The organism is Anaerofustis butyriciformans, from assembly GCF_036289385.1.
Classification (GTDB): Bacteria; Bacillota; Clostridia; order Eubacteriales; family Anaerofustaceae; genus Anaerofustis; species Anaerofustis butyriciformans.
Map to the genome: position 1 here is coordinate 42,641 of NZ_JAYFFH010000002.1, position 26,487 is coordinate 69,127.

At 33.4% G+C, this 26,487-nt stretch carries 23 protein-coding genes and 1 tRNA gene; 16 read left to right on the top strand and 8 right to left on the bottom strand.

Features of this window, described 5'->3' with window-relative positions; all coding sequences use genetic code 11:
- Window positions 1-97: 97 nt before the first annotated feature.
- The gene (locus V2W16_RS03665; protein WP_138268437.1) at window positions 98-412 is read left to right on the top strand and encodes a DUF6442 family protein; all 315 of its coding nucleotides are present in this window, start codon (window positions 98-100) and stop codon (window positions 410-412) included.
- Between the two features lie 99 nt (window positions 413-511).
- Complete coding sequence (locus V2W16_RS03670) at window positions 512-721, top strand: helix-turn-helix transcriptional regulator (protein ID WP_138268457.1); 210 nt, start codon at window positions 512-514, stop codon at window positions 719-721.
- A 33-nt stretch (window positions 722-754) separates the two neighbouring features.
- On the opposite strand, the gene V2W16_RS03675 is transcribed toward V2W16_RS03670, so the two are convergent.
- From V2W16_RS03675 to V2W16_RS03690, 4 genes are all read right to left on the bottom strand, one after another.
- Window positions 755-3,358, bottom strand: coding sequence for a calcium-translocating P-type ATPase, PMCA-type (locus tag V2W16_RS03675; RefSeq protein WP_425353945.1), 2,604 nt, complete (start codon window positions 3,356-3,358; stop codon window positions 755-757).
- A 296-nt stretch (window positions 3,359-3,654) separates the two neighbouring features.
- Entirely contained in the window at window positions 3,655-4,671 is a 1,017-nt protein-coding gene (locus V2W16_RS03680) for an ATP-binding protein (RefSeq protein ID WP_329381710.1), read from the bottom strand.
- Window positions 4,668-5,333 carry a response regulator transcription factor gene (locus V2W16_RS03685; protein WP_329381713.1) on the bottom strand — a complete coding sequence of 222 codons (666 nt, stop codon included), beginning with the start codon at window positions 5,331-5,333 and terminating at the stop codon, window positions 4,668-4,670. The genes V2W16_RS03680 and V2W16_RS03685 overlap by 4 nt, the downstream gene beginning before the upstream one ends.
- 106 nt (window positions 5,334-5,439) lie before the next feature.
- Entirely contained in the window at window positions 5,440-6,576 is a 1,137-nt protein-coding gene (locus V2W16_RS03690; protein ID WP_329381716.1) for an amidohydrolase family protein, read from the bottom strand.
- Between the two features lie 150 nt (window positions 6,577-6,726).
- Here V2W16_RS03690 and V2W16_RS03695 point away from each other — a divergent pair, with 150 nt between their 5' ends.
- From V2W16_RS03695 to V2W16_RS03705, 3 genes are all read left to right on the top strand, one after another.
- The gene (locus tag V2W16_RS03695) at window positions 6,727-7,182 is read left to right on the top strand and encodes a hypothetical protein (protein ID WP_329381719.1); all 456 of its coding nucleotides are present in this window, start codon (window positions 6,727-6,729) and stop codon (window positions 7,180-7,182) included.
- A 130-nt stretch (window positions 7,183-7,312) separates the two neighbouring features.
- Window positions 7,313-8,146, top strand: coding sequence for a pyridoxamine kinase (locus tag V2W16_RS03700; RefSeq protein WP_329381722.1), 834 nt, complete (start codon window positions 7,313-7,315; stop codon window positions 8,144-8,146).
- Window positions 8,147-8,158: 12 nt separating this feature from the next.
- On the top strand, window positions 8,159-8,653 hold the full coding sequence (locus V2W16_RS03705) for a pyridoxamine 5'-phosphate oxidase family protein (RefSeq protein WP_138268427.1): 495 nt from the start codon (window positions 8,159-8,161) through the stop codon (window positions 8,651-8,653).
- A gap of 23 nt (window positions 8,654-8,676) precedes the next feature.
- Here V2W16_RS03705 and upp read toward each other — a convergent pair whose 3' ends face one another.
- The gene (gene upp / locus V2W16_RS03710; protein ID WP_329381725.1) at window positions 8,677-9,306 is read right to left on the bottom strand and encodes a uracil phosphoribosyltransferase; all 630 of its coding nucleotides are present in this window, start codon (window positions 9,304-9,306) and stop codon (window positions 8,677-8,679) included.
- A gap of 142 nt (window positions 9,307-9,448) precedes the next feature.
- Here upp and V2W16_RS03715 point away from each other — a divergent pair, with 142 nt between their 5' ends.
- Entirely contained in the window at window positions 9,449-10,717 is a 1,269-nt protein-coding gene (locus tag V2W16_RS03715; RefSeq protein WP_329381728.1) for a hypothetical protein, read from the top strand.
- Window positions 10,718-10,783: 66 nt separating this feature from the next.
- Window positions 10,784-12,076, top strand: coding sequence for a hypothetical protein (locus V2W16_RS03720; protein WP_329381732.1), 1,293 nt, complete (start codon window positions 10,784-10,786; stop codon window positions 12,074-12,076).
- Between the two features lie 9 nt (window positions 12,077-12,085).
- Here the strand turns inward: V2W16_RS03720 and V2W16_RS03725 are convergent, their stop codons facing one another.
- The 3 genes from V2W16_RS03725 to ptsP all read right to left on the bottom strand — a co-directional run bounded on the left by V2W16_RS03725 (window position 12,086) and on the right by ptsP (window position 16,779).
- Window positions 12,086-13,162, bottom strand: a complete 1,077-nt coding sequence (locus V2W16_RS03725) for an MORN repeat-containing protein (protein ID WP_329381735.1) — start codon at window positions 13,160-13,162, stop codon at window positions 12,086-12,088.
- Window positions 13,163-13,178: 16 nt separating this feature from the next.
- A complete protein-coding gene (locus tag V2W16_RS03730) occupies window positions 13,179-14,771 on the bottom strand; it encodes a ClC family H(+)/Cl(-) exchange transporter (protein WP_329381738.1) in 1,593 nt (530 codons plus the stop codon).
- 292 nt (window positions 14,772-15,063) lie between these two features.
- A complete protein-coding gene (gene ptsP, locus V2W16_RS03735; protein WP_425353946.1) occupies window positions 15,064-16,779 on the bottom strand; it encodes a phosphoenolpyruvate--protein phosphotransferase in 1,716 nt (571 codons plus the stop codon).
- A gap of 310 nt (window positions 16,780-17,089) precedes the next feature.
- On the opposite strand from ptsP, the gene V2W16_RS03740 reads away from it, so the two are divergent.
- The 9 genes from V2W16_RS03740 (at window position 17,090) to V2W16_RS03780 (ending at window position 26,475) form a co-directional block, all read left to right on the top strand.
- Window positions 17,090-17,166: transfer RNA gene (locus tag V2W16_RS03740), tRNA-Arg, on the top strand.
- Window positions 17,167-17,536: 370 nt separating this feature from the next.
- Complete coding sequence (locus V2W16_RS03745) at window positions 17,537-17,716, top strand: hypothetical protein (RefSeq protein ID WP_329381744.1); 180 nt, start codon at window positions 17,537-17,539, stop codon at window positions 17,714-17,716.
- A gap of 549 nt (window positions 17,717-18,265) precedes the next feature.
- Window positions 18,266-19,090: a ParA family protein gene (locus V2W16_RS03750; protein ID WP_329381747.1), complete on the top strand. Its 825-nt coding sequence runs from the start codon at window positions 18,266-18,268 to the stop codon at window positions 19,088-19,090.
- Entirely contained in the window at window positions 19,047-19,994 is a 948-nt protein-coding gene (locus V2W16_RS03755; RefSeq protein WP_329381750.1) for a ParB/RepB/Spo0J family partition protein, read from the top strand. Before V2W16_RS03750 ends, V2W16_RS03755 begins: the two co-directional genes overlap by 44 nt.
- Before the next feature lie 233 nt (window positions 19,995-20,227).
- Complete coding sequence (locus tag V2W16_RS03760; RefSeq protein ID WP_329381752.1) at window positions 20,228-20,908, top strand: hypothetical protein; 681 nt, start codon at window positions 20,228-20,230, stop codon at window positions 20,906-20,908.
- 68 nt (window positions 20,909-20,976) lie between these two features.
- A complete protein-coding gene (locus V2W16_RS03765; protein ID WP_329381755.1) occupies window positions 20,977-25,227 on the top strand; it encodes a SpaA isopeptide-forming pilin-related protein in 4,251 nt (1,416 codons plus the stop codon).
- A 265-nt stretch (window positions 25,228-25,492) separates the two neighbouring features.
- Window positions 25,493-25,741: a hypothetical protein gene (locus V2W16_RS03770; protein WP_329381758.1), complete on the top strand. Its 249-nt coding sequence runs from the start codon at window positions 25,493-25,495 to the stop codon at window positions 25,739-25,741.
- The gene (locus V2W16_RS03775) at window positions 25,686-25,919 is read left to right on the top strand and encodes a hypothetical protein (RefSeq protein ID WP_329381761.1); all 234 of its coding nucleotides are present in this window, start codon (window positions 25,686-25,688) and stop codon (window positions 25,917-25,919) included. The genes V2W16_RS03770 and V2W16_RS03775 overlap by 56 nt, the downstream gene beginning before the upstream one ends.
- Entirely contained in the window at window positions 25,897-26,475 is a 579-nt protein-coding gene (locus V2W16_RS03780) for a hypothetical protein (RefSeq protein ID WP_329381764.1), read from the top strand. The genes V2W16_RS03775 and V2W16_RS03780 overlap by 23 nt, the downstream gene beginning before the upstream one ends.
- Window positions 26,476-26,487 lie beyond the last annotated feature (12 nt).

Below are 26,487 nucleotides of genomic sequence, written 5' to 3' on the forward strand. Positions count from 1 at the left end.
TATGACAAGTTTTATAGATATTTTGACAAGTATACTTGACATTATATACATAAAGTGATATATTAAAGCCATAATAAATATATTTGAGGGAAATAAAATGGATAAAAATGAAATACTAGAAAAAAGCAGAAAAGAAAATAATGTTAGAGATGAAAGAGAAAAACAAATAAGCTCATATGCACAAAATGCAAATTTATTAATGTTAATGATTGTAGGTGTTATTATAATTATATTTGATACTATTCATGATATAGATATAAGCGGTATCATGTCTATGTTTTGGGCAGGTTGCCTTGGAGAATATATTTATAAATATATAAAAACTAAAGAAAAATCTTCTATTATAATTATGATAATATGTGTTATCTTTCTTATAAAAAATCTTGTTGAGCATTTTACAATGATTATATAAACAAATTAAATATATTATTCATTATAAAAAATAAAAAGCAAATTATTATGAATGATAAAATATGTTATAATTAAGAAAAACTTTATTGGTAAAATTAATATGAACGAAGAATTAGTATTAAAAAACAGATTAAAAATCGCAAGAGCAGAAAAAGGATTATCTCAAAGCGACCTTGCAAAAATGGTAGGAGTATCAAGACAGACAATAAGTTCAATCGAAACCGGACAATTTAATCCTACTGCAAAACTCGCTTTGATTTTAGCAATTGCCCTTGATAAAAAATTTGAAGAATTATTTTATTTTGAATAAAAAAAATCCTATGGATAACCATAGGATTTTTTATTATTTACAATTTCTTATTCTCTTTAATAACTGAATTATAGGTAAGTTTAATAATGCAAGGCCATATACTGTAAATAATTGACTCATATTAAGAGTTTGAACTGAGAATAACCCTTGCATAGCAGGTATTAATAATACTGCATTTAAAAGAACAAAACCTATAAGGAAAGCTCCTTGCATATATTTATTGTTAAAAAATCTCTTTGTAAAAAGTACCGGCTTCATTGCTTTACAGTTATATCCATGAACAAGTCTAGATAAACAAAGTGTTGCAAACGCCATTGTACTTGCGAGAAGTGCATTGCCGTCTTGATATCCGATATAGAATGCTATAACAGTCATAACTCCTATAACAAAACCTTCTGTTCCTACACTTGTTAAGAATTTCTTATTCATAATAGATTCATCTTTTGGTCTTGGAGGCATGTTCATAACATCAGGATTATGAGGTTCAAGACCAAGTGCGATTGCAGGTAGAGAATCTGTTAATAGATTTATGAATAATAAGTGTACCGGAGCAAATGGAACAGGAAGAGCTGCCAAAGAAGCAAAAAGAACAACAAGGATTGCCGCAAAGTTTCCTGAAATAAGGAATTGTATTGCTCTTTTTATATTATTATAAACGTTTCTTCCGTTTTCAACTGCTTTTACGATTGTTGCAAAGTTATCATCTGTTAAAACCATAGATGATGCATCTTTTGATACTTCTGTACCTGTTATACCCATTGCAACCCCTACATCAGCTTGTTTTAATGCTGGTGCGTCATTTACGCCGTCCCCAGTCATAGAAACTATATTGCCTTTTTCCTGCCAAGCTCTAACGATTCTTATTTTATGTTCAGGAGAAACTCTGGCATACACGCTTATGTTTTCTACGAAGTCTTTAAGTTCTTCATCGCTCATGTTTTCTATTACACTGCCTTCACAAGCTTCACTTTCATCTTTTAAAATACCAATTCTCTTAGCGATTGCAGAAGCTGTTACTTTATGGTCTCCTGTAATCATAATAGGTTTAATACCTGCTTTGATACATTCTTCAACTGCTGCTTTACTTTCTTCTCTTGGCGGGTCCATCATTGAAATAAGCCCAAGGAAAGTAAGCCCGTTTTCATCTTCAAGTTCTAATGTTTTTTCTTCATCAAAGTTTTTATAGCATACACCAAGAACTCTTAAACCGTTTCTTGAGTATTCCATATTTTGTTTTTTTATTTTTTCTTTATCTTCATCAGTAATTTCTACGGTATTACCATCTTTTACTATGTGTGTAGCTCTGTCTAAAATAACATCAATGGCACCTTTTGTTATCATAACGTAAGTATCTTTAATATTATTTAGAGTAGACATAAGTTTACGATCACTATCAAAAGGAATTTCACTTAATCTTTGATATTTATTTCTTAAATTAAGAGCACTATAACCATACTTTTCGCCTAAGTTAATAAGAGCTGTTTCTGTTGGATCTCCGATTTCATTTCCATCAATATTTGTAGAGTCATTACAAAGAATGCTGTATAAAAGAAGACTTGACTGTGAATTATCATGTATATCTATCTTATCTGAAGTTATATCTTTTTCATTTACATAATAGTTTTCAACAGTCATTTTATTTTGTGTTAAAGTACCTGTTTTATCAGAACAAATTATTGATACACTACCTAAACCTTCAACGGCTTGAAGTTTACGAATAATAGCACCTTCTTTTGCCATTTTTTGTGTACCAAAAGCAAGAACTATAGTTACAATAGAGCTTAATGCCTCAGGAATTGCAGCAACGGCAAGAGCTACCGCAAATAAGAATGCATCTGTAACATTTCCTCCTTGTACTACTTGAAGCCCAAATAAAAGAGCACATAATACAAGAATTGCAATTGAAAGTTTTTGTCCAAATTTATCAAGGTTTACTTGAAGAGGTGTTTTCTTTTCCTGAGTATTTTTAAGCATACTTGCAATTTTACCTACTTCGGTATCCATTGCAATACCCGTTACAACAAAGCTCGCTCTTCCGTAAGTTACAAAACTTCCGGAATAAACCATATTTCTTCTATCTCCCAAAGGAAGTTCACCTTCTAAAGTTTCCTCTGTTTTTTCAACTGCCAAGCTTTCACCTGTTAGAGCACTTTCATCAACTTTCAAACTTGAACATTCGATTATTCTACCGTCAGCCGGTATAAAATCCCCTGCTTCAAGATGAACTTCATCTCCTATGGTAACTTCTCTGCTTGGTATTTCAATTACAATACCATCTCTCATTACCTTTGCGTTTGGCGATGAAAGCTGTTTCAAACTGTTTAAAGACTGCTCTGCCTTTATTGTTTGAACAGTTCCTAAAATTGCATTGATTGTAATAACAACCAAAATTACTGCCGCACTCTCAACTTCTCCTAGAAACATCGATATTATTGCAGAAGCAATAAGAATAATAACAAGGAAATCCTTGTATTGTTCAAGGAAAATTTGTAAAACAGTTTTCTTTTTACCTTCGCTTAATTCGTTGTAGCCGTATTTTTCTTGATTTTTTTTAGCTTGTTCACTGCTTAAGCCTTCGGTTGTACCATTAATTTCTTTTCTTACATCATTAAAATCCTGATTGTAATAATTACCCATACTTTTCTTTCCTTTCATAATCATACCGTACAATAAAAAAGAGACTTTTATTGTACTTTAATATACAATAAAAGTCTCGCTGTTTCATTATGATACGGATAGATTTAGTATCTATCGAGATTGGCGACATCATACACACTATACGTGCCAGCTACTCCCTTTTATTAGTAAATAATATACATTAAAATACGGAAAAAATCAACAAGAAAATAATTAATTTACAATTATTGTTTGTAAAATTTTTATGTAATATTCCATATGATTAATACATATAAAAAAGGAGTAATATACTACTTTTAATCATTCATATTTACATAAGAACTTAGAGGAAAAGTAATAATAACGGCAGTCTTTGCATTTTCCTGTGAAAGAATTTCTATTTTATGATATAAGCTGTCGCATAAGGTTTTGCATATATAAAGTCCCATGCCGGTTGATTTATATACCTTTCTGCCATTTTCACCTGTAAAACCTTTATCGAATACTTTTGGAAGATCACTTCTCTTTATTCCTATTCCGTTATCCTCTATGTATAATTGTATACAGTCTTTTTTCTTTATGGTGTATATCCATATTTTTGCCTTTTCTTTTTTTGAATATTTTATGCTGTTTAATATAATTTGATTTATTATAAATTCAAGCCATTTGCTATCGGAATTTACATATACATTAAGCCCATTTATTTCAAGACTTATTTTACGTTGTATAAAATCTTTTTTATTTCTTAAAACAGCTGTTTTTACAACATCTTCAAGATTTACTTTTTTTATCACATAATCATTTTCTACATGTTTACATCTTGCATAATACAAAACCTGTTCCACAAGGTTATCTATCTTACCAATTTCCTCTTCTATACTTTCCGTTACATCATTTCTGTTATTTTCAATTATCATAGAAGATGTTGCGATTGGAGTTTTTATTTCATGACACCAAAGCTCTATATAATCTTCTAAATCTTCGTTTTTTCTTTTAAACTCATTAACATTTTCTGACATGGATTTATCTACAGTATACAAAACATCATTTAATATCTCTCCTTCAAGAAAATCCGCACTGCCAATAAGTTCGTTTATAAGATACTTCTTATCAAGCTTCTTTAAGTTTCTATATAACCTATTATAAAATCTTTTCTTTTTTTGATAATCTATCATAAAAGAAATAGAAGGTATAATTATCAAAAATATTAATATATTAATTTTTAGTATTACACTTACTTTAAATATAAAAAGAAAGAAAGCCGTTAAGAAAAATAAAAACACAAATAAACCTATGCTAAATGATCTATCTTTTAAATAATCTTTTAACTTCATGATATTATATAACCCTGCCCCTTTTTAGTTTCTATAAAATGTCCAAGCCCTGCGCTTTCAAGTTTTCTTCTGAGTCTGTTTATATTTACTGTCAATGTATTATCATCGACAAATGCATTATTATCCCAAAGATAATCCATAAGAGAATCTCTGGATACTATTTTAGACTTGTTTTTTATCAAAAAATGTAGAATTTTAAGTTCATTTTTACTTAAATCAAACTCTTTGTCATTATAAGTAAATGTACTTTTTGATAAATTTACCCTAACTCCCATATAAGAAATAGTATCACTTACATTCTTATTTGCTCTTTTTAATAGTGCTTCTATTCTCGCAATTAGTATTCTTGGATTATAGGGTTTTGTAATATAATCATCTGCCCCATAATTTATACATATAAGCTCGTCCATTTCCGATGTTCTGCTCGTAAGCATTATTATTGGAATATCCGATGTTTTCCTTACTTCCTTACAGATATACTCTCCGTCAATCATAGGTAAATTTATATCCAGTAAAACCAAATCAGAGTCACTGTTAATTATTACATCTACACTGTTTTTATAATCAGTTATCTCATCAACGTCATAGCCGTTATTACTTAAATATAAACCAAGTTCATTCCTTAATTTATTATCATCTTCAACTATTAATATTTTAGGCATATCTTTTCTCCTTGTCTTTTTATATTTTAGCACAAGAAATTTTAATCCATGCTTAAAATTTTATTAATGATTGATTAATTTAAAAAAAACGGCAGATACTGCCGTTTTAAAATTCAATATTTCTATAAACAACCTTACCACCTTTTAAAGTAAGCAAAGGAATAATTAATCTGTCTGCGTTAAGCGTACCGCCATATTTATCATTAAACGTAAAGTCTTTTTCTTTTATTTTTATAATGCATATATCTGCTGCAGTATTTTCTTTTAACGTAGATATATCCTCTAAATGCATCATTTTAGCAGGTCTTTCTATACACATCTTAGCAAGCTCCATAAGAGAAAAACCGAGATTTAAATACATTGACATTGTATAAGGAAGAGAGAATATAGGACGTTCATATACGTTATACGTCACAAGATCGGTACCTAATAAGTCCGGTTTAAATCCTTGTTTTAAGCTTTTGTTAATCATATCAAATGAAAAACTTCCTCTTCCGCTTGCAACATCAAATAAAACTCCTCTTTCTTTTGCCTTAAGAATTTCTTTATGGATTTCACCTTTTTCATTAAAAAGAGTCTGACCTTTTTGCTGATATATGTGAATCCATATATCATCTTTTCTTAAGATATTTGCAATTTCAGTTATATTTGGTAAATTTTTAACATGAACCGACAAAGGTAATTTTAATTTATCTGCAATTTCAACTGCTTTTTCTAATGGGTTAAGCCCAAGTCCTCTCACCGAATTATGATCCATTCTTATTTTAAGACCGATTATAGTATCTTTATATTTATCTGTATAATATTTTATCATTTCTTCATTAAAATACTTTGGATCTATATTTTCAAAATAATCCTCGGTTATAAGTCCGGTATTTGAAACGTTAAGATAACATTTTATGTTCATCATGGAAGTTAATATGACATTTCTATAAAAGGATTCAAACGTAGACCAACCGGAAGATCCTTGATCTATCGCTGTAGTTACACCGCTTGGAAGCATTATTACATCGGGATTTAAGTTTACATCTCCTCCGCCGTAAAAAATATGAGTATGATTTTCTACAAGTCCTGGCATAACATAACATCCACTTGCATCTATCTTCTGCTTATATGAGATATTTTCATCTTTACTTGGCTTATTTACGATCTTATCCTTTATTATATAAATATCTTCCTTTTTCTCTATATTTCTCAAAGGATCAATTATCGTACCATTTTCTATGATAATATCATATTTCATGTTTTCACTTCCTTTATTGAAACTTATTTTAATTTATTATAAAAAATATAATTTATATAATCAATAAACTATAATATAAATAAAGCTATATATTTCTATTTAACAAAATAAAAATTTATGATATGATAATTACCTAATAGAGGTGAGAAAATGAATACTTTTAAAATGGAAAAGAAAAATAAAAAAGTTTATGTAACTTTTGGACTTATAATATACGTTCTTGGAATTTTATCTATATTTAATACTTTCAGCATAGCAAAAAAAGCAGGACGAACAGTTGAAGGTCTTGAAATATTCTTTATTGCGTTAGTGTTTGTAATAGGAACAATAAATATTTTAAAAGCCTTTTTAGCAAAAGTATCTATAAGTGAAGACACAATAACATTTTCAAGCGGAGTACTTCCGACAAAAACAGTAAAAAAAGATGAAATTGCAGCTATTTACAGACCTTATAACAACAAGTTTGTAATATATAAAAAGAACGGAAAGAAAATAACAATAAACTATATTTTTGATAACTTAAGAGAATTTCACAACAAGTTAAAAAAATTAAATGTATATATAACTCCAAACAAACAAAAAGCATTAAATAAAGTAAACAAATAAAAGAGCATATGCTCTTTTTTATTAAAAAATAAAATACATAATGAATATAATTTATCCTTTAAATTTCTACTTTTGAGTATTATAATGTTAGCAATATTACTAAATTATTTATATTATCAGGAGAGAAAAAATGGACAAAAACAAAGATATATTACTTATAAATGACCTGCCGGGTGTTGGAAAAGTTGCATTATCCGCAATGATGCCGATAGTTTCTTCCCTTGGATTTAGAGTGCATAACTTACCAACAGCAATAGTATCAAACACTCTTGATTATGGTTTGTTTGAAATAATGGATATGACAGACTACATGGAAAAGACAATTGATATATGGAATAAATTAAATTTTAAATTCGATTGTATTTGCACAGGATTTATTAACTCAGATCCTCAGGTTGAATTAATAGAAAAAATAATAAAAGACAACAAAGAAAAATCTCCAATAGTAATGGTTGACCCTATTATGGGTGATGACGGCAAGTTATATTTGGGACTTAGCGAAAATGTTGTAAAAAACATGAGAAAAATGTGTTCTATGGCGGATATAGTAACACCAAATTTAACGGAAGCATCTTTTATATTATATGATGAAATGAAAAAAACAGCTTTAACCAAAGAAGAAATAAAAGAGTATATAGACGAATTTAAAAAAATAGGTTCAAAATCTGTTGTAATTACAAGCGTAAAACACAAAGAAGATAATAATTACTATATAGAAGGATATTCACACTTTGAAGACGATTATTTTTCTATTCCTTATGATTATATAAACGTACGTTTCCCAGGAACGGGAGATGTATTCTCAGCGGTTTTAATAACAAAATTCTTAAAAGGACTTACATTAAAAGAATCATGCAAAGCTGCTTCGGATTTTGTAAGAAAAGCTATGGAAAAAGACGAAAAAATCGTTGTAGACAAAAGAATGGGAATGAACATAGAAGATAATCTTCAATTTTTAAAATAAAAGAGGTTTAATATGAGAAGAAAAGATAGAGAAATGGATAAAAATTTTGCCCTTGACGTTTTGAAAAAGTCACCATATGTAGTTTTATCATTAACCGATGAAAACAACAATCCATACTGTATACCAATAAGCATTGTACTTGAAGAAAATCATTTATACTTTCACTGTGCAATGGAAGGAAAAAAGATAGACTTACTTAAAAACAACAATCAAATCTGCATATGCGCTGTATCAAGGTGCAGACCAAAACCTGAAGAGTTTACAATGGAATTTGAAAGTGCGGTTTTATATGGAAAAGCAGAGGAAGTAAAAGAAAAAGAAGAAAAGATACATGCATTAAAATTAATATGCCTTAGATATGCAAAAAGCAATATGGAAATGTTTGATGATGCAATAAACAGAAGTTTGGAAAGAACAAATGTAATAAAAATAAATATAGATGAAATAACAGGAAAAAGAAAAAAATATTCTAAAGAAGGAAAAGAACTTAAATACGGTGAAAATTAAAAAACGCACAAAAGTGCGTTTTTTTATATCGTACCAAAAATTCTATCTCCTGCATCTCCAAGTCCAGGAAGAATATAACCATGTTCATTTAAACATTCATCTATTACAGCAGTATATATATCCACATCAGGATGTTCTTTTTGAAGTTTTTCTATTCCCTCCGGAGAAGATATTATACATAAAAATTTAATATGTTTAATTCCTCTTTCTTTTAATTTGTCAATAGCATCAACTGCAGAACCGCCGGTTGCAAGCATTGGGTCAACAACATAAGCGTCCATAGTTTCATAATTGTTTGGCATTTTAAAATAATATTCTTCTGCTTTTAGAGTTCTTTCGTTTCTTTCAAGACCTATATGACCTACTTTAGCATTTGGAAGAAGTTCAAGCATTCCATCCATCATTCCAAGTCCTGCTCTAAGTATTGGTATAACCGTTATATTATCATTTATAATCTTTTCACCTGTTGTTTCACAAAGGGGAGTTTTTATTTTTTCTTTCTTTATTTCAACGTTTCTTACTGCTTCATAACCGATAAATAAAGATAACTTTTTTACTGTTTCCCTAAAATCTTTTATGTTTGTTTTTTCATCTCTTAAAGTTGATACATAATCTTTAATAATAGGGTGATCAAGGATAATTACTTGTGACATATCACTACCTCATTTCGATTTATATTACTAAAGTTATTTTATTACAAACAGATTATAAAGGCAATTATTTAATTATTAAAATTTTCTTACGAAACTATGGTAAAATAATGATAAATACTAAAACAATTAAAATGGTGAAAAAATGAAAATAAATAAACTTCCCAACGATATTGAAGGATATATAAAAGAAAATATAAAGGCACTTCCTAATTTGGAATACATGAATAAATATTTTTATTTTATTGATATCATAACCAACAATGATATTTATTCATTAAAAGACCAATGCTCATATTATTATGGAACATATGATAACGATGAAACCTTAAGCATAGGTTGTGAAAATATAAATTATTCATTAATATATGATATGGCGTTTGATGAAACGATAATTTTTGAAAATAAAAACAAAAATGCAACAAATAAAGAAAAATATATGCATTTTATTGATTTTTTCAAAAAACAGGTAAAAAAAGTTAGGAATAATCCAAACTATTACACAAATATTTATATTAACAGAAAATGCAGCTATTATACTCCTTCCGGTTCATCCACTCCAAGTTTTTATATTTATGAAAGAAAAGGGAAAGAACCTTTAAAAGATTTCTTTAATGCTTTAACCGGAGGATTGATAAATAAACTGGATGAAAAAGAATTTATTTACAGACAAAATTATATTAACGAACTCCTAAATTCTAAGTCGGACAAAATATATAACTTAAATTATTCATATACAATAGAAGATTTGATTTATCATTCAGATTTAAAACAAATGGTTTTCCAACTTGAACGAAGAGTTGAAGAAATATGCGAAAATATAAACGACAAAGACAGAACACCATTTTTACAGCAATGTTATGAAATTATAAGACTAATTTATCCGAATAAAGGAGCAAATGAAATATTAAATAATACACAAATAGGCGCATATATACGAAATACAGAAGATAAAAACAACATTAAAGCTGATATATTTTTTAAAACCGTTTTTTTAGGTCTTATTTATAATGAATCAATGGATGCAACATTTAATCATTTTAAAGGTAATATAGATGCGGATATAAAAGAAAGATACGAATATTTCGCAAGAGACATAAAAAACAGAGCACTATACTATAAAAGAATTGCTGAACCAAAATACGTTATATATTCAAATACAAGCATTACCGCAAAAGAATTTGAGGTTACATATAAATTATACAAATATACAATAAAACAAAATGAATATTATAAATGCAATGAAGGTATATATAACTGCCTGACGGGAGGTCTTTTTGAAATATTAAACAAAAGACCTTGCACATATTTAATAGGATACAAAAAGTCATTGTTAAAAAAACAAAATAATATTACATCTAATGATTTAATTTTAGATGAAGATAAAGGCTCTTTATTCTTTACAAGAAGATAATATTTAGGAAATAACATAATATGTAAATAGCAAAATATTAATAATGATAAATGAGGTGGTGAAAAAATGGGAGTAACCGAATTTAATACAGGTATAAGTGCTTATATAGATGAAAGAACAGATTCCCTTTCAAGATTAAACTATATGAGAGAATATCTTTATTTTTTTAATATAATTACAAATAACAATCTTGAAAATTTAAGAGAACAATTTACATATAAAACAAAAGAACAGTTTATATATTCATCTTTTTTCAGTCGTTATGTTAATCTGATTTTTACATTCACTACTTTAAACTATGCTTTAATATATGACTTTGTTTTTGATGAAACACTAATTTATATTCAAAGAAACCCAAGAGTATCAACTAGAGATAAATACATATATTTTGTAAAAAAATTCAATGAAGAAACACATACTAAACATTCAAATACAAACTATACAAGCAAAATAAATTTTGTTAGAGAATGTAAGATAACACCTCACTCTAAAAGCGAAGACACTTACCAAGTATACGAAAAAAAAGGAAAAGAACCTTTAAAAGATTTCTTCAATGCTATATCCGGAGGAATGATAGAAAAACTTAACGAAAGAAAATTTATATTTTATTATGATTATTTAAATGAATTAATCAGCGAAGAAAAGGATTCTCAATTTAACTTAGATTATTGTTATGAAATTGAAGATTTGGTTTATGATTTTGAAATAAAATCTATTGTAAATCAAGTTGAAAGAAAAGTTGAAGATATATGCGAAGATAGTAAGGATAAAGATAAAACATTCTTTTTACAGGAATGCTGTGAAATAATTAGACTTATTTATCCTGAAAAAGGAATAAATAAGCTACTTGATGAAACTCCTATTGGAGCATATATAGATAATAGTAGAGAAGAAGAAGATATGGTAGCAGATATATATTTTAAAACGGTATTTTTGGGTCTTATTTATAATGAATCCATGGATGAAACAGACAGCCATTTTAAAAATATAAATGCTGATATTAAAGAAAAATATAAATTTTTTGCAAAAGATATAAAAAACAGAGCAAAACATTACAGTGAGCTTGCAGACCCTAAATATGTTATATACTCAAAGGTAAAAAGGATACTTAAAGAAACAAATATAAAGCTTCCGGTAATGAATTATAAATTAGTACCTGTTGATAATAATATAAAAAATAATGAAGATATTTTTAACTGTTTAACAGGAGGTCTTTATGGCATATTACAAAAAAGACCTTGTACTTATTTAAGTAATTATAAAAATCTTATATTAGAAAGAAAAATAATAAAAGATGTAAAAATCAGAGAACTACTTTTATATGAAGACAAAAAATTAGTTTTTAATCCAAAAAGATAAGGCAAAACCTTATCTTTTATTTTTTACTATTTTACCGTTTTTAAATTCCCCTTCGTATGTTTTACCGCTTGGATAAGTGAGTTTACCCTGACCATTATATTCATTATCCTTAAACTCTCCTTCATATATTACCTTATTTGGATATATAAGTTTGCCAATTCCGCTTCTTTTATTATTTTTAAATTCCCCCTCATACAATGCACCATTTGCAAAAAATAACTTTCCAAACCCCTCAATTTTATTATTCTTAAACTCACCTTCATATATTGAGCCGTCTGTGTAGTATACTTTTCCCATTCCTTCACGCATACCATTTTTAAAATTTCCTTCGTATACCATGCCTCCTGCATATGTAACTCTTCTAAACCCGTCTTGCCACTGCCCTTTTATAGAATTTTCAATATATTCACAGTTTATATCCTTTGTTCTATCTATAAAGGTTTTTGCCAAAGAAGAAGGTTTTTCATGAATACCCACTACATACTTTGTAAAATCATCTATTTTATTATAAGTTGAATTAAACATTATACTTTTGGGAAACATTTCTTTTGCAACATCTGAAATTTCTTTAGGAAAATATAAATCAGCAGCTCCAAACAAATGTAGAATTTCATGAATTACAGAATTATAATTTTCACCATATAATACTGCAAACTCACAAAAATCATAAAAAGACTCTTTTGCACTTATGGCATAACATAGAGATGGTCTCTTAGTAATAAATAAAAATGCCACCTGGTCCACGTCGTATTTTAAATACATCTTATCATGCACATTTTTCAAATTAAGGCAATCAAATCCATTTGCAAAATCTTTTAACCACTTTTCACAGCTTGTTCTTTCAAAAGGATAATTTATATTTAAATAATAAGATGAAACGTAATATTCAAAAAATACATTTTCTTCATTTATACATTTCTTTAAATAATCAAATATATCAAATAATTTTTGGCTTTTTTCTTCTATTTCTCCATTCGTCCATTTATATTCATTGTCACTTACATAAACATTAACAAAAAGCAATTTTCCTCTTAATTTTTTTAATGTTCCTATATTCATTCTGGATAAAAGACAGTGAGTTTCCATATATTACCTCTTAACATTAATCAATATACTTTTTCTCTTTTTCACAACACATCTGCGTTAACATTTCATTCATATAGTTCATTTCGTTTTCATTTATTAGTACGGTTATAAAGTCTCCGGCTTTTATTTTATTATACCCTCTTGGGATAAACTCTTTATTACCTCTTTCTATTGCTACAAGCAAACAATTTTTAGGCCACTCAATTTCATCTAGTCTTCTCCCATCCACTTCACTTTCAAAAGCTATATTATACGTTATTAGCATTGTTTCATTGCTTGGCTCTTTAAGTTCTATTTTTTGTTTTTTTAATATATTGTCAAGTAAACTTTCATATATAGGTTCACTTTTAAATATGTAAGCAACCACATAAGATATTATGCAAACAAGACTAATTGATATCATATGAGAAAGAGAGCCTGTCATTTCCGTTATTAATATTATACCTGTAAAAGGTGCTCTTACGGTTGCACAGAAAAATCCCGCCATTGCAAGAATTATAAACTTTTGCGTAAAATCCGCAGAAATACCAATTAGATTTGTGCAAACTACAGCAAAAATAGCACCTATAAAAGAGCCTAAAACAAGCAAAGGAAAGAAAATCCCTCCAGGAGCTCCAGAGCCAAAACAAATGGCAGAAAAAATAAATTTTACAATAAGCAAAGTAATAAGTGTGGATAAAATATACTGATTATTTTCAAGTATTTTTACCATTTGATTTCCCCCTGCAAGTACATCTGGAAGAGTAAATGCAAGAATAAATGCAAACACAGTAGGAATTAGTATTTTATATTCGGTTTTTATTTTATTTAGCTTAGCATATATATGCTGAGAATAGACCATAACCTTATTATATATACTACCGCACACACCAAGTATAACCCCTAGAATAATTATAAGACCAAAATATTTTAATGGGATTGTTTGAAGATTTGTGTAGTGAAATACAGGAGAAAGCCCGAAGATACTTTTTGCAAGAAAATCTGCCGTAATAGATGCTGTCATTACGCTTACAATAATTCTTCCGTCAAAATTTTTATGTATTTCTTCCATTGTAAACATAGCCCCTGCCAAAGGAGCATTAAATGCAGCAGCAAGTCCTGCACCTGCACCACATGAAAGATAAACTTTTTCTTTAGTTTTTCCTTTTTTTTGAATTCTTGCAAGAAGTTTTGCAGACATGGCTCCAAGCTGTATGGAAGGACCTTCTCTTCCAAGAGAAAATCCTGATACAATACAAAGAGTTCCGCCTATTATTTTTGCAATTAATACCTTAATTGGATTTTGGGATAAATATCCTTTCATTTCTCCGCTTACTTGAGGAATACCGCTGCCGTTCGCCATTGGTTCAAACTTAATTAACTTACCAATAATTAAAGAAAGTAGTATTATAAATACTCCCCAAAAGAACATATACAAAAAATTACCATTTATTGTTTTTATGGTACCAAACAAAAAAGCTTCGGCTTTTGTTAAAAGAAATCTATAAATTATAGCGCTTATCCCTGCAACTAACCCAATAAGAACCCCTTCTAATACAAATTTTATTTGTTCGCTTCCTTTTTTGTTTGAAAGTCTGGTTTTTATATTTTTCGCCATTGTATCGTTCAATGTTTTATCCTCTTATTCATACTTTATTTGATTATATTTTAACACATAAAAATAATAGATATAAATTTTTATATAGTTAAATATATATAATAAATTATAAAATTACTATAAATATTTCAATCTACAATACATTACATTCAATACGAAACTTTTTACTAATGATATCATTTATATATAATAAAATTTTTAGCATTAATATTTTTTATATTTAGTATGATTTTTATATATTTTAAAAATATATTAAAAAATAAAAAAACGGTATGGTTTTCCATACCGTTTTAATTTTTTTTAATTAGTCTAAATATTTAGCTAAGATAGCTTTTACTTCGTCTTGAGTTTCAGCATTTTCTAAAACTTCGTTAGCAATTTCTTTAGCTTGTTCATATGTAAAGCTTCTTACAACTTTTTTAGCTCTTAAGATAGAAGGAGCTGACATAGAGAATTCATCAAGTCCAAGACCTAATAGTAATAATGCAGCTGTTGGATCCCCTGCCATTTCACCACACATACCTGTGAAGATACCTTCTTTATGAGAAGCATCAATAACGTTTTTAACAAGTCTAATGATTGCTGGTGAAAGTGGTTGGTTAAGTTCTGATAAGTTTTGGTTTTGACGGTCAACAGCTAATGAGTATTGACATAAGTCATTTGTACCAATTGAGAAGAAGTCAACTTCTTTAGCAATAATATCAGCTGTAACAGCAGCAGAAGGGATTTCGATCATGATACCAACTTTGATGTTTTCATCATATTCGATTCCTTTTTCTTTAAGTTCAGCTTTACATTCTTCTAAGATACCTTTAGCTTTTCTAACTTCTTGTACATTAGAAATCATAGGGAACATGATATGAGCGTTTCCGTATACACTTGCTCTAAGTAAAGCTCTAAGTTGAGTTTTGAACATATCAACGTTTTGGAAGCAAAGTCTTACAGCTCTAACACCTAAGAATGGGTTCATTTCTTCTTCCATTGGAAGATATGGAAGTTGTTTGTCACCACCGATATCAAGTGTTCTGATGATTACAGGTTTGCCGTTCATTCCTTCTAAAACTTGTTTATAAGCTTCAAATTGAACGTCTTCTGATGGCATTTCTTTTGAATCCATGTATAAGAATTCTGATCTGAATAGACCTACACCGTCAGCACCATATTTGTTTGCACCTTCAAGGTCATTAGGACTACCGATGTTTGCGCAAAGTTCAACTTTGTGTCCGTCACTTGTTTCACTTGGCATATCTTTAAGTTTAGCAAGTTCAGCTTGTTCTTGTTTGTAAGCTTCTTGTTTAGCTTCATATTCTTTAATTTGTTCATCTGTTGGGTTAATGATGATGTTACCGTCTGTACCGTCAACGATAATTTTTTCTCCACCTTTAACTTCACTTGTAATATTACCAAGACCTACAACAGCAGGAACTTCAAGTGATCTTGCCATAATAGCTGAGTGAGAAGTTCTACTTCCTTCATCAATAGCAAAACCGATAACTTTATCTTTATTCATTTGAGCTGTATCTGATGGAGTTAAGTCAACGGCTACGATAATTCCGTTATCTCCAACTTGAGATAAATCAGCACTTTCAAGACCTAATAAGTGTCTTAAAATTCTGTCTGCAACGTCTTGACAGTCTGTTGCTCTTGCTTTCATATATTCATCGTCCATAGCACCAAAGATAGCAACGAAACCTTCTGTTACTTCGTTTAATGCTTGTTCAGCAACGATTAATTCATTTTTAATTTTATTTTGAGCTTCACCAATGTATCCAGGGTCATCTAAGAACATCATATGAGCAGTAAATACTTCAGCTTCTTCTTCCCCGATTTCTTTAACTGTTTTTTCTTTTAAAGCTTGTAATTCGGCTCTTGATTTTTCAATAGCGTCATCTAATTTTTTAAGTTCTGCATCAACTGCTGATGCTTCGATTTTGCCCGGTGTTACAACTAAATCTTCCTTTACATATAAGAATACATTACCAATCGCAACTCCAGGCGATGCATTAATTCCTTTCATGATAAAAACCTCTTTTCTTTGTTATAGATAAATATATTATATTATAAAATAAAATAAAATCATAGTGTTTTTTATAAAACTGTTTACATTTAATTTATTTGTATTTTAAAAAGCCTTTAAAAATAAGTATTGTTTTATTTGATAAGTAACTTATAATATGCTATTATATATAATGGTTTTTTACCTAAAGCGCCCCCTTAGTTAAATGGATATAACAAACCCCTCCTAAGAATATGTTATAACGACCACCTTTTGAGGAAAAGTGATTGACATTAAGTTAGTTTAAGCCTAAAATTGAATAGATTTTAAAAATGTTTCCGTAGCTCAGCTGGATAGAGCGACCGCCTCCTAAGCGGTAGGTCGGGTGTTCGAATCACCTCGGGAACGCCAAAAACACCACCGGAAAACCCAGCAAAATCAAGGGTTTCCGGTGTTTTTTTATTTTTGCCGGAAAGAATTTAAAAATGATAAATCACAGATTTTCATTAGCAAATCTTCCGTCTGCTAATGGAATTTGAGACTAATGTCGTCCGCCTTTTAGGTGAACGGTTTGCTAATAAAAATTAGCAGAAAAATTGCTGTTTTGCTAATGAAAATGCCCTCTCTGCTAATGAGAGAAAAAAACGAGTTAAATTCTTGCTAATGAGAAAGGCGGTCGTTATCCTGTTAATTTGTTCATTCTGTCACTCAGGAAAAATATTCGCAAACTATTTCTATATGTTTTCCTACTATATAATGGTATCAACAGGAGGTGGCTGCTTTGAAAGAAAAGAAATATCATATATATCTTAATCATGAAGAATACGACCAAGTTATACATTCACTTATCTGTCTGAAGAACAATTTGCTCACGCAAGGCAGATACACTGATGCTGTGGATGATGTACTCTGTAAAGTACTGACATCAAAGAAAAGAAAAATCAAAGTAGAATACAAATAAATATTAAAGAAACGATGAGTCGTCTATTGACCTCAATATTGAGGAAAATAGGCGGCTTTTTTTATTTGCAAAAAAATTTTTTGAAAAATTTTGAAAAAACACCCCCCAGAAATGCTCTCCCATTTCAAACAAGTGAAGGGGTTAATTCCGAACGATGAAAACGGAAGCCTTTCACTTGTTCCTTGAAAATTGAATATACAGGTCACTAAGACTTTATTCCTGATGATTTTAGCCACCTTATCGGGTACGCCGAGACTTCTGCAATGCAGAATAGCGAGAACCCCCGGTATAAGTAACAGGCTGCTCCTGTTACGGCGATGACAGTCAGGATGATAATGATACTTCTCTACGGAGCTGGCGGAGAACCCGGCAGAGGTGAGATTCCTATGATACAGATAAACAGTCTGTTCCTTAGTGACTTCCCTTGAGCTTATAAGCTTGGCAAGGGGTGTTGAGAACAAATATTGCCAGACCGGTTAGGAAATGAGCCGGTCAAGTACATAGCCATACTGCAATGGCTATGAATACTACGAAAGGAGGACGCACAAAGTGTCAAACTGCAAAACGATTGCAATCTGCAATCAGAAAGGCGGAGTTGGAAAGACAACCACTACGGTGAACCTCGGTGTCGGTCTCGCAATGCAGGGAAAGAAAGTATTGCTCATTGACGCAGACCCGCAGGGCGATTTAACAACTTGTCTCGGTTGGCAGGATACAGACAACTTGGGTATCACGCTTGCAACGAAACTCACAGATGTAATAAATGAAACGATGAATGACCCTATGACCGGTATCCTGCACCACGATGAAGGTGTTGACCTCGTTCCGGCTAACCTTGAGCTTTCAGCAATGGAGTTTAACCTTGTTAATGCAATGAGCAGAGAAACAGCACTGAAAAATTATCTTGGCGAAGTGAAGGACAAATACGATTATATACTAATCGACTGTATGCCTTCGCTCGGAATGGTTACTATCAATGCACTATCTGCGGCAGACAGCGTTATTATTCCGGTGCAGGCTCAGTATCTACCGGCAAAAGGTATGACCCAGCTTGTACAGACCATTTCGAGAGTCAAAAAGCGTATCAATCCAAATTTGAAGATTGACGGAATGCTTCTCACTTTAGTGGATAGCCGTACCAACCTCACAAAAAGCACAGTAGAAGCCCTGAGAGAGAATTTCGGGAATCAAATTAAAATGTACCGCACATATATCCCGATTGCAGTAAAAGCTGCGGAGACTTCTTCTAAGGGCAAAAGCATTTTTGCTTACGAACCAAACAGTACGGTGTCAAAAGCATACACCGACTTTACGAAGGAGGTGTTAGCTGATGGCAGGAAGAAAGAGCGACTTCACTCTCACGAAGCTCGATGATTTATTTTCCACTCAGGAACAGAGAGACGAAGAAAAGCTTTCTAAAATCCGAGATATTCCCTTAACTGAGATTGATGACTTCCCCGACCATCCGTTTAAAGTGCGTGATGATGAGGATATGGCACAGCTCATTGAGAGTATCAAGGAACGAGGAGTTATTACTCCGGCTACGGTTAGGCAGAAAGAGGACGGCAGATACGAACTTGTTTCAGGACACAGGCGAAAGCGAGCGTGTGAACTCGCCGGATTTGATACACTCCGCTCAGAGGTTGTTGATTTAACTCGTGATGAAGCTACAATTCTGATGGTAGAAAGCAACTACCAAAGGTCGCAGATACTTCCCTCGGAAAAAGCCTTCGCCTATAAAATGCGATTGGAAGCAATGAAAAGACAGGCAGGCAGACCGAGCAAAGAAAATGGTGTCCCAGTGGGACACGATTCTTTAATGGGAAAATCGAGAGAAATATTAGCAGCCGAAGGACAAGACAGCAACACACAAATTCAAAGATATATTCGCCTTACAAATCTTGTTCCGGAATTACTGGAATATGTTGACGAGGGGCGAATAAAAATGCGACCGGCGGTTGAATTGTCATTTCTCGATGAGGACAGTCAGCGTGATGTGGTTGATGAAATCGACCTCAATGATACTACTCCATCACACGACCAGACTATCCGTATGAGAAAATTCTTTGAAGAAGGAAAACTGACTACCGAAGCGATTCAGGCTATTATGTCTGAGGAGAAACCAAACCAAAGGGAGAAAATCGTTTTGAGGGGCGACAGGGTTCGTCAGCTTATCCCGAAAAATATTCCGGTTAGCCAAACGGAAGATTTTGTGTGCAAGGCATTGGAGCATTATAACAAGTTTTTGCGAAGCAGAGCCGACCGTGACAGCCGATAGCCGTCCCCCTTTCTCACACTCTAACCCCTATTTACCAGCTATATACCAGCTGAAAAAATATACACTATCTCCCTTAACTATATCTATCTCTAATAACTTATAGCTGTCTAATAAAGGGGTCGCATATTTGGAGTGAACAAAAATGTCTGCTACGATGAAAGATTTGGATATTCGCACCTTTGATGTTTTAACCGGATTTGATTACGATTGGAGCTGAAAGGAGCGATAAAAAAATGAAAAACAAGCTGACAATTTGTGTCATCATCTGCCTTATGACACTTTTAGTTGGGTGCAACAGTAACACAGCCAAAGAAGCTGCACAGGAGAAAACGAAAACAGAGACTTCTTTTCCGGCTGGTAATTCTGAAAAACAGACCCAAGAAACGACGAAGGAAGAAACAGAACATATACCGGTTCAGAAAAGCACACCAACTGCTAACTCGAAGGCTGAGGTTTCTAATCCTGTACAGTCAAAAGCAGATGAAAGTGCAGCTATTCCTGAAACGGAAAAACCAAAGAATGAATCATCGACACAGACACAAAAACCGGCAGTATCCAATACTCAATCAAAGCCGTCAAATGAAGAAACAAATTCTGCACCAATTCAAGAAGAAAAGCCTGCCAACGAAACAACAGACCCAAAACCTGATGTTCCACCCGAACAATCATTTGATGTCAGTCGCTATATCAGTTATGCGACAGAATATGCTTTAAGCATAGGACTGTCTCTCGATAGTACGGCAACAGAGTGTTGGGACAATCCCATCTCCGCAAATCCAAACAGGACAGGTATTGAGTCAGACATTGAAAGCAGGCTGAACAGATACAAGAATACAGAAGGATTTACAGCTGTATGGATATGGACAGAAAAGTTATCTGAAACGGAATACAACATTTATATCGGATACTGCTAAAACAGAATATCCCTAAGCAGACGCACTGAGTAAAATTGGTGCGTTTTTATTTTAAGGAGGAAAATGCAATGGTGAAAACGAAATTCAGAAAAGCCGTTTCGCTTATGTTAGCGACGGTGATGAGCCTAACTGCTTTTATGAGCATAGGCGCAACAACAGCCTTTGCAGCCGTCGGAGAAAAAGCCGATGTTTACCTTGTTGATTATCCTCGAAGCGGAGATACCAACAACAACGGTCAATGGGGACACGGCAATCTCAACTATATGAACGGATGGAAAGGTTTGACCACAAAATATACCGGACTTCGAGCAATGGGTTCTTATTCCGGTAATATTGCCTACTGTATCGAACCGGGTACGGGACAAAGCACCGGAGACAGTCTTACCGAAAAAGACGAAAACTATTTCAATAATATCAGACCTAACGGAACAATTTCCGGAGATGATATTCGCTTGCTTATCGGACGTATCTTGCAATACGGCTATCGTGGAGGAATCTCTACAAGCTGGAAGTCGCAGAATGAAAGCGACGCAAACTGTATTGCACACGCTTATGCCACTCAGATTTTGATTTGGGAGACTATTGTTGGTGAAAGAGACGCAAGCTTCAGCCATAAATCTCCCGGAAGCTATGATGCGGTATTGGACTGTGTGAGTCCATCACACCCACTACGCAGTAAAATTTTGTCTTATTACAACAGCATTGTAACAAGCGTTCAAAACCACACAAAAGTTCCAAGCTTCTGTACAAGGTCAAGCGGTTCTGCGAGTGTGTATGAGCTGAAATGGGACGGAAGTAAGTATGTGACCACTCTTACCGATACAAACGGTGTACTTGGAAATTACAATTTCTCTGCTAACATTGATGGTGTCACATTCTCAACCAGCGGAAACAAACTGACTGTCTCAATGGACAAAGCACCGAGCAAAGAGTTTACTATTACAGCCGCAAAGAAAAATGGTGTACGCAGAGGTGTCGTTGTATGGTCGGACGGTAAATTTGAAAGCGGAGCTGGTATTCAGGACGTAGTTACCTATGCTCAGGAAGTCAGCGACCCTGTGAGCGGATTTTTAAAGATGAAAGTCAGCTATGGCTCTTGTCAGATTGTAAAGACGAGCGAGGACGGAAATGTTGACGGGATTCAGTTTACTATCAGCGGAAATGGCATTAACCAGACCGTAACAACAGCAAACGGTGGAAAATTCCAGCTTGATAACCTTATGCCCGGAGTTTATACGGTAACAGAACAATCCATCGACAAATATGTTCCGCAGGAAGTTCACAGAGTGACTGTTGTTGCCGGACAGGTAGCAAAGGTAAACTTCAACAATGTTTTGAAACGAGGAGACCTTCAGGTAATCAAAAACTCGGAGGACAATCTTGTTGAGGGTGTGACCTTCCATCTTTACGGAACTTCCCTTTCCGGAATTGAAGTCGATGAATACGCAGTGACAGACAAAAACGGTGTGGCTTCCTTCAATGATGTGCTTATCAGCGGCGCTACCCCTTATACTATCGAAGAAGTTGATACAGATATTCGATATGTAGTCCCTGCAAATCAAACTGCCCCTATTAACTGGGAAGAAGTGACCACAAGAAACTTTGTGAATATCCTCAAAAAGTTCAGCGTAACCGTTACGAAAAGTGACAGCGAGGAAGGCACTGCTCAGGGTAATGCAACACTTGCCGGTGCAGTGTATGGAATCTACAAGGGCGAAACACTTGTAGATAAATATGTTACTGATGAGAACGGTCAGTTCACGACAAAAGAATATATCTGTGATGATGACTGGACAATTAGGGAAATCACTCCATCTGAGGGGTATTTGCTTGATACTACAATCCACAAAGTCGGTGCCGAACCTGAGCTTTATACAGTAGAACACAACCAAACCGCAAATGATGTTACCGAACAGGTTATGAAAGGCAATATCGCCATCATCAAACATACAGATAATGGTGATACACAAATCGAAACTCCTGAAAGCGGAGCAACATTTGAAATCTATCTCAAATCATCCGGCAGTTTTGATGCAGCAGATGAGGATGAAAGAGATGTCATTGTCTGCGATGAAAATGGATTCGGTCAGACTAAGGATATGCCTTATGGAGTATATACGGTTCATCAGACTTCCGGATGGGAAGGTCGTGAACTGATGGATGATTTCGATGTATTCATTTCACAGGACGGACAGACCTACCGATACCTTATCAACAATGCGAACTTTGAAAGCTATATCAAGATTGTAAAAGTGGATGCCGAAACCGGAAACAACATTCCGTATGCCGGTGCCGGATTCAAAATTTATGACCCTGACGGAAATCAGGTTACTATGAGTTTTACCTATCCTACTCCTACAACGGTTGATACTTTCTACACAGACGCAAACGGTCAGCTTGTCACACCGGAGAAATTGGAATATGGAAAGGGTTATTCGCTTGTAGAGGTTCAGGCTCCATACGGATATGTTCTTGACAGCACACCGGTGTACTTTGATGTTACAGAAGAACAATCAACGGATGAAGGCGGAATTACAGTGATTAAGGTAGATAAGCCGAATATGGCACAAAAAGGTACTATCAGCATTGAAAAAACCGGTGAAGTATTCGTCGGAGTCAATGTATCTGGCGAAGAAAATGCAGATGTGATTTATCAGCCGGTCTATGAGGTTAAAGGTCTTGCAGGTGCAGTATATGAAATTACCGCAGCGGAAGATATTATCACACCTGACGGTACTCTCCGCTATGCCAAAGGTGAAGTAGTGGACACTGTTACCACAGATGAAAACGGTCTTGCGACAAGCAAAGAGCTTTATCTTGGAAAATATTCAGTAGTTGAAATCACTGCACCTGAAGGTATGGTAGTGAATAAAGAATCACACGAAGTGGAGCTTACCTATGCCGGACAGGATGTATCTGTCACAGAAACCGGAACAAGCTTTGTAAATGATAGACAGAAAGTAAAGGTCAGTCTTGAAAAAGCACTCGAAAAGAATGACATCTTTAACATCGGTTACGGAGATGAAATGAAGAATATCAGTTTCGGACTATACGCAGCTGAAGAACTTGTCTCAGCAAGCGGCACTTCTATTCCGGCAGGCGGATTGATTGAGATTATTTCACTCTCTGAAAACGGTCAAGCTGTTATCAAAACAGACTTACCTTTCGGCAGCTACTATATTCAGGAGCTTGCAACCGATGAGCATTATATTATTTCCGATACGAAGTATCCTTTCGAGTTCAGTTATGCCGGACAGGATACCGCTACTGTTGAGATTGCAGTAAATGATGGAAAGCCAATCGAGAACAAGCTTATTTACGGTTCTGTATCCGGAAAGAAGATAACTGAAAACGGCGAAGCTCTGGAAGGTGCTGTAATCGGTCTGTTCAAGGCTGATGAAACCGAATTTACAAAAGAAAATGCTTTGATGACAGCTACCTCTGAAAAAGATGGTAGCTTTTCTTTTGACAAAGTTCCTTATGGAAACTGGATTGTCAGAGAAATTGAGCAGCCTGCCGGATTCGTTCTTGATGACACTTCTTATGAGGTCACAGTATCCGATGTAGGTCAGGTTATTGAAATTGAAATCGTCAATGAATATGTTTACGGAAATATCAAATTAACTAAGGTTGATGAAGATTATCCGGATAACAAACTAAGCGGTGCGACATTTGAAATTTACAGAGATGTAAACGAAGATGGCAAACTGGACGACGGTGACGAACTCATCGGCACACTGAACGAAACCTCTGTTGGTATTTATGAAATGAAAGAACTTGCCTATGGCAAATACCTTGTGAGGGAAACAAAAGCACCTGAAGGCTTTGAACTGGATAACGGCGTATACGCAGTTTCCATTGAGGAAGATGGCGTAACCTACGAAGTAGAAAACAAAGCTGGCGTTGGTTTTGTAAATGCAGCAATGAAAGGTAACTTAAAAATTGTAAAAACATCCTCTGACGGAAAAGTCGAAGGCTTTACTTTCAGAGTAACCGGTGTGGGTGGTTATAACCGCACATTTACAACTGATAAAAACGGAGAAATTATTATTGAGGGACTTCGTATCGGTGAATATACCATTTCCGAAGTTCAGGACGATGTTTCTGTTTCCTATGTGCTTCCGGCAGATAAAAAAGCTACCGTAAAGGTTGGCTCAACTACAATCGTGGAAATGCACAATGTACTGCGAGATACACCGAAAACCGGAGACAGCAGCAATGTAGGCTTGTGGACAGCACTTGCAGGCATTTCTGCTCTCGGAATTGTAGGAACCGCTGTTTATGCAGTCAAAAGAAAAAAGAAAGGGGGCAATAAGTAATGGATGCTAAAACAATCGTTGCAGTGATATTGGTCGCCTTTATTATTGGCGGTTTTATCTTCTTGCAGGTTAAAAACAGAAAAAAGTAGGTATGTGACCTTTGGGGCGGAAATAATAGTCCGCCCCAAATTTTTTGAAAGCGAGGGAATCTATGAATCAACTAAAAACAGTAGAGAGCAAGGTTTTGACAGTTTTGAAGGCGTGTCCTGAAACGAGATACAACGATATGCTTCTCATCTTGAGATACTACAATCGTTTTTCAGATATGCCAGTCGGGGATTTTCCTTTTGAAGATGTGATTTACAACTATAAGGGCTACGGACTTCCTTGCTTTGAAACCATACGCAGAGCAAGGCAAAGGGTACAATCATTGTTTCCAGAGTTATCAAGACGAAATAATGACTGTTGCAATAAAACTATTAACATAAGAATTGATGTAAATGTAGGAGGAATGACCGATGAAAGAGAATTTTACTTTTCAGCAGAAAACAAAACTGCTGACAAAATTATTTGACGCAGGCTGTACTACGGAGAAGAAATTGCAGCAACTTGATATGGAGAGTATTTTAAAAATTCCCGGTATCACTATTCCAGATATGAGCTTGATTCTTGAACTCCAAAAACAGACCAAAGCAAATAAGCTGTTCTCTTATTTGGGAGGTGGCACAGATGAGCAAACAGGAAGTGAGTGATCGTCACGTCATCTGGAGCAATATGAATTTGGATATTGATGATTGGCGTGACGGATACAAGGAATTTCTTGAAATAAACGAGTTAGATGATGACCCAAACGATGAGAATAAGCTGTATGAATATATGGTGGAAACCAATGACGAATATTTGTCTGACGAAAGAGCTAACCTCAACATTCAGTTCTCACAGCCTATTATCGTAATTGGTGACATTGGCAGATGGAACGGCAGAGTTACGGGATATAAGATGATTGATTCCGGAAACATTAAGGACTGTTTATACTCCGATACCGACTACACCGAGTGGTATGTTGATAAATACGGAGACCTCAGAGCCGAAGCTGTTCATCACGATGGCACTAACCATTATCTATACCGTGTATTCAAAGACGGTGTAACTGACACGCAGATAGAGAATTTGCAAGACAAAATTTATAACGGAAAAGCTACCAGAGCAGATATTACAAGGGTGACGAAAAGGCTCGGAGATGAAATTGCAGGTGTATATGGCTTTGACATTTCAAAGCAAAGACAGACAGGAGAACAAGCGAGGTGATAAAAGTGGATT

Bases quoted from the DNA above. Each gene is read 5' to 3' on its own strand.
- V2W16_RS03695 (WP_329381719.1), top strand. From the start codon at position 6,727: ATGAATACTTTTAAAATGGAAAAGAAAAATAAAAAAGTTTATGTAACT.
- V2W16_RS03765 (WP_329381755.1), top strand. From the start codon at position 20,977: ATGGTGAAAACGAAATTCAGAAAAGCCGTTTCGCTTATGTTAGCGACG.
- V2W16_RS03675 (WP_425353945.1), bottom strand. From the start codon at position 3,358: ATGGGTAATTATTACAATCAGGATTTTAATGATGTAAGAAAAGAAATT.
- V2W16_RS03700 (WP_329381722.1), top strand. From the start codon at position 7,313: ATGGACAAAAACAAAGATATATTACTTATAAATGACCTGCCGGGTGTT.
- V2W16_RS03670 (WP_138268457.1), top strand. From the start codon at position 512: ATGAACGAAGAATTAGTATTAAAAAACAGATTAAAAATCGCAAGAGCA.
- V2W16_RS03720 (WP_329381732.1), top strand. From the start codon at position 10,784: ATGGGAGTAACCGAATTTAATACAGGTATAAGTGCTTATATAGATGAA.
- V2W16_RS03770 (WP_329381758.1), top strand. From the start codon at position 25,493: ATGCCAGTCGGGGATTTTCCTTTTGAAGATGTGATTTACAACTATAAG.
- V2W16_RS03680 (WP_329381710.1), bottom strand. From the start codon at position 4,671: ATGAAGTTAAAAGATTATTTAAAAGATAGATCATTTAGCATAGGTTTA.
- V2W16_RS03690 (WP_329381716.1), bottom strand. From the start codon at position 6,576: ATGAAATATGATATTATCATAGAAAATGGTACGATAATTGATCCTTTG.
- V2W16_RS03755 (WP_329381750.1), top strand. From the start codon at position 19,047: ATGGCAGGAAGAAAGAGCGACTTCACTCTCACGAAGCTCGATGATTTA.
- V2W16_RS03705 (WP_138268427.1), top strand. From the start codon at position 8,159: ATGAGAAGAAAAGATAGAGAAATGGATAAAAATTTTGCCCTTGACGTT.
- V2W16_RS03775 (WP_329381761.1), top strand. From the start codon at position 25,686: ATGAAAGAGAATTTTACTTTTCAGCAGAAAACAAAACTGCTGACAAAA.
- V2W16_RS03685 (WP_329381713.1), bottom strand. From the start codon at position 5,333: ATGCCTAAAATATTAATAGTTGAAGATGATAATAAATTAAGGAATGAA.
- V2W16_RS03725 (WP_329381735.1), bottom strand. From the start codon at position 13,162: ATGGAAACTCACTGTCTTTTATCCAGAATGAATATAGGAACATTAAAA.
- V2W16_RS03780 (WP_329381764.1), top strand. From the start codon at position 25,897: ATGAGCAAACAGGAAGTGAGTGATCGTCACGTCATCTGGAGCAATATG.
- upp (WP_329381725.1), bottom strand. From the start codon at position 9,306: ATGTCACAAGTAATTATCCTTGATCACCCTATTATTAAAGATTATGTA.
- V2W16_RS03715 (WP_329381728.1), top strand. From the start codon at position 9,449: ATGAAAATAAATAAACTTCCCAACGATATTGAAGGATATATAAAAGAA.
- V2W16_RS03665 (WP_138268437.1), top strand. From the start codon at position 98: ATGGATAAAAATGAAATACTAGAAAAAAGCAGAAAAGAAAATAATGTT.
- V2W16_RS03760 (WP_329381752.1), top strand. From the start codon at position 20,228: ATGAAAAACAAGCTGACAATTTGTGTCATCATCTGCCTTATGACACTT.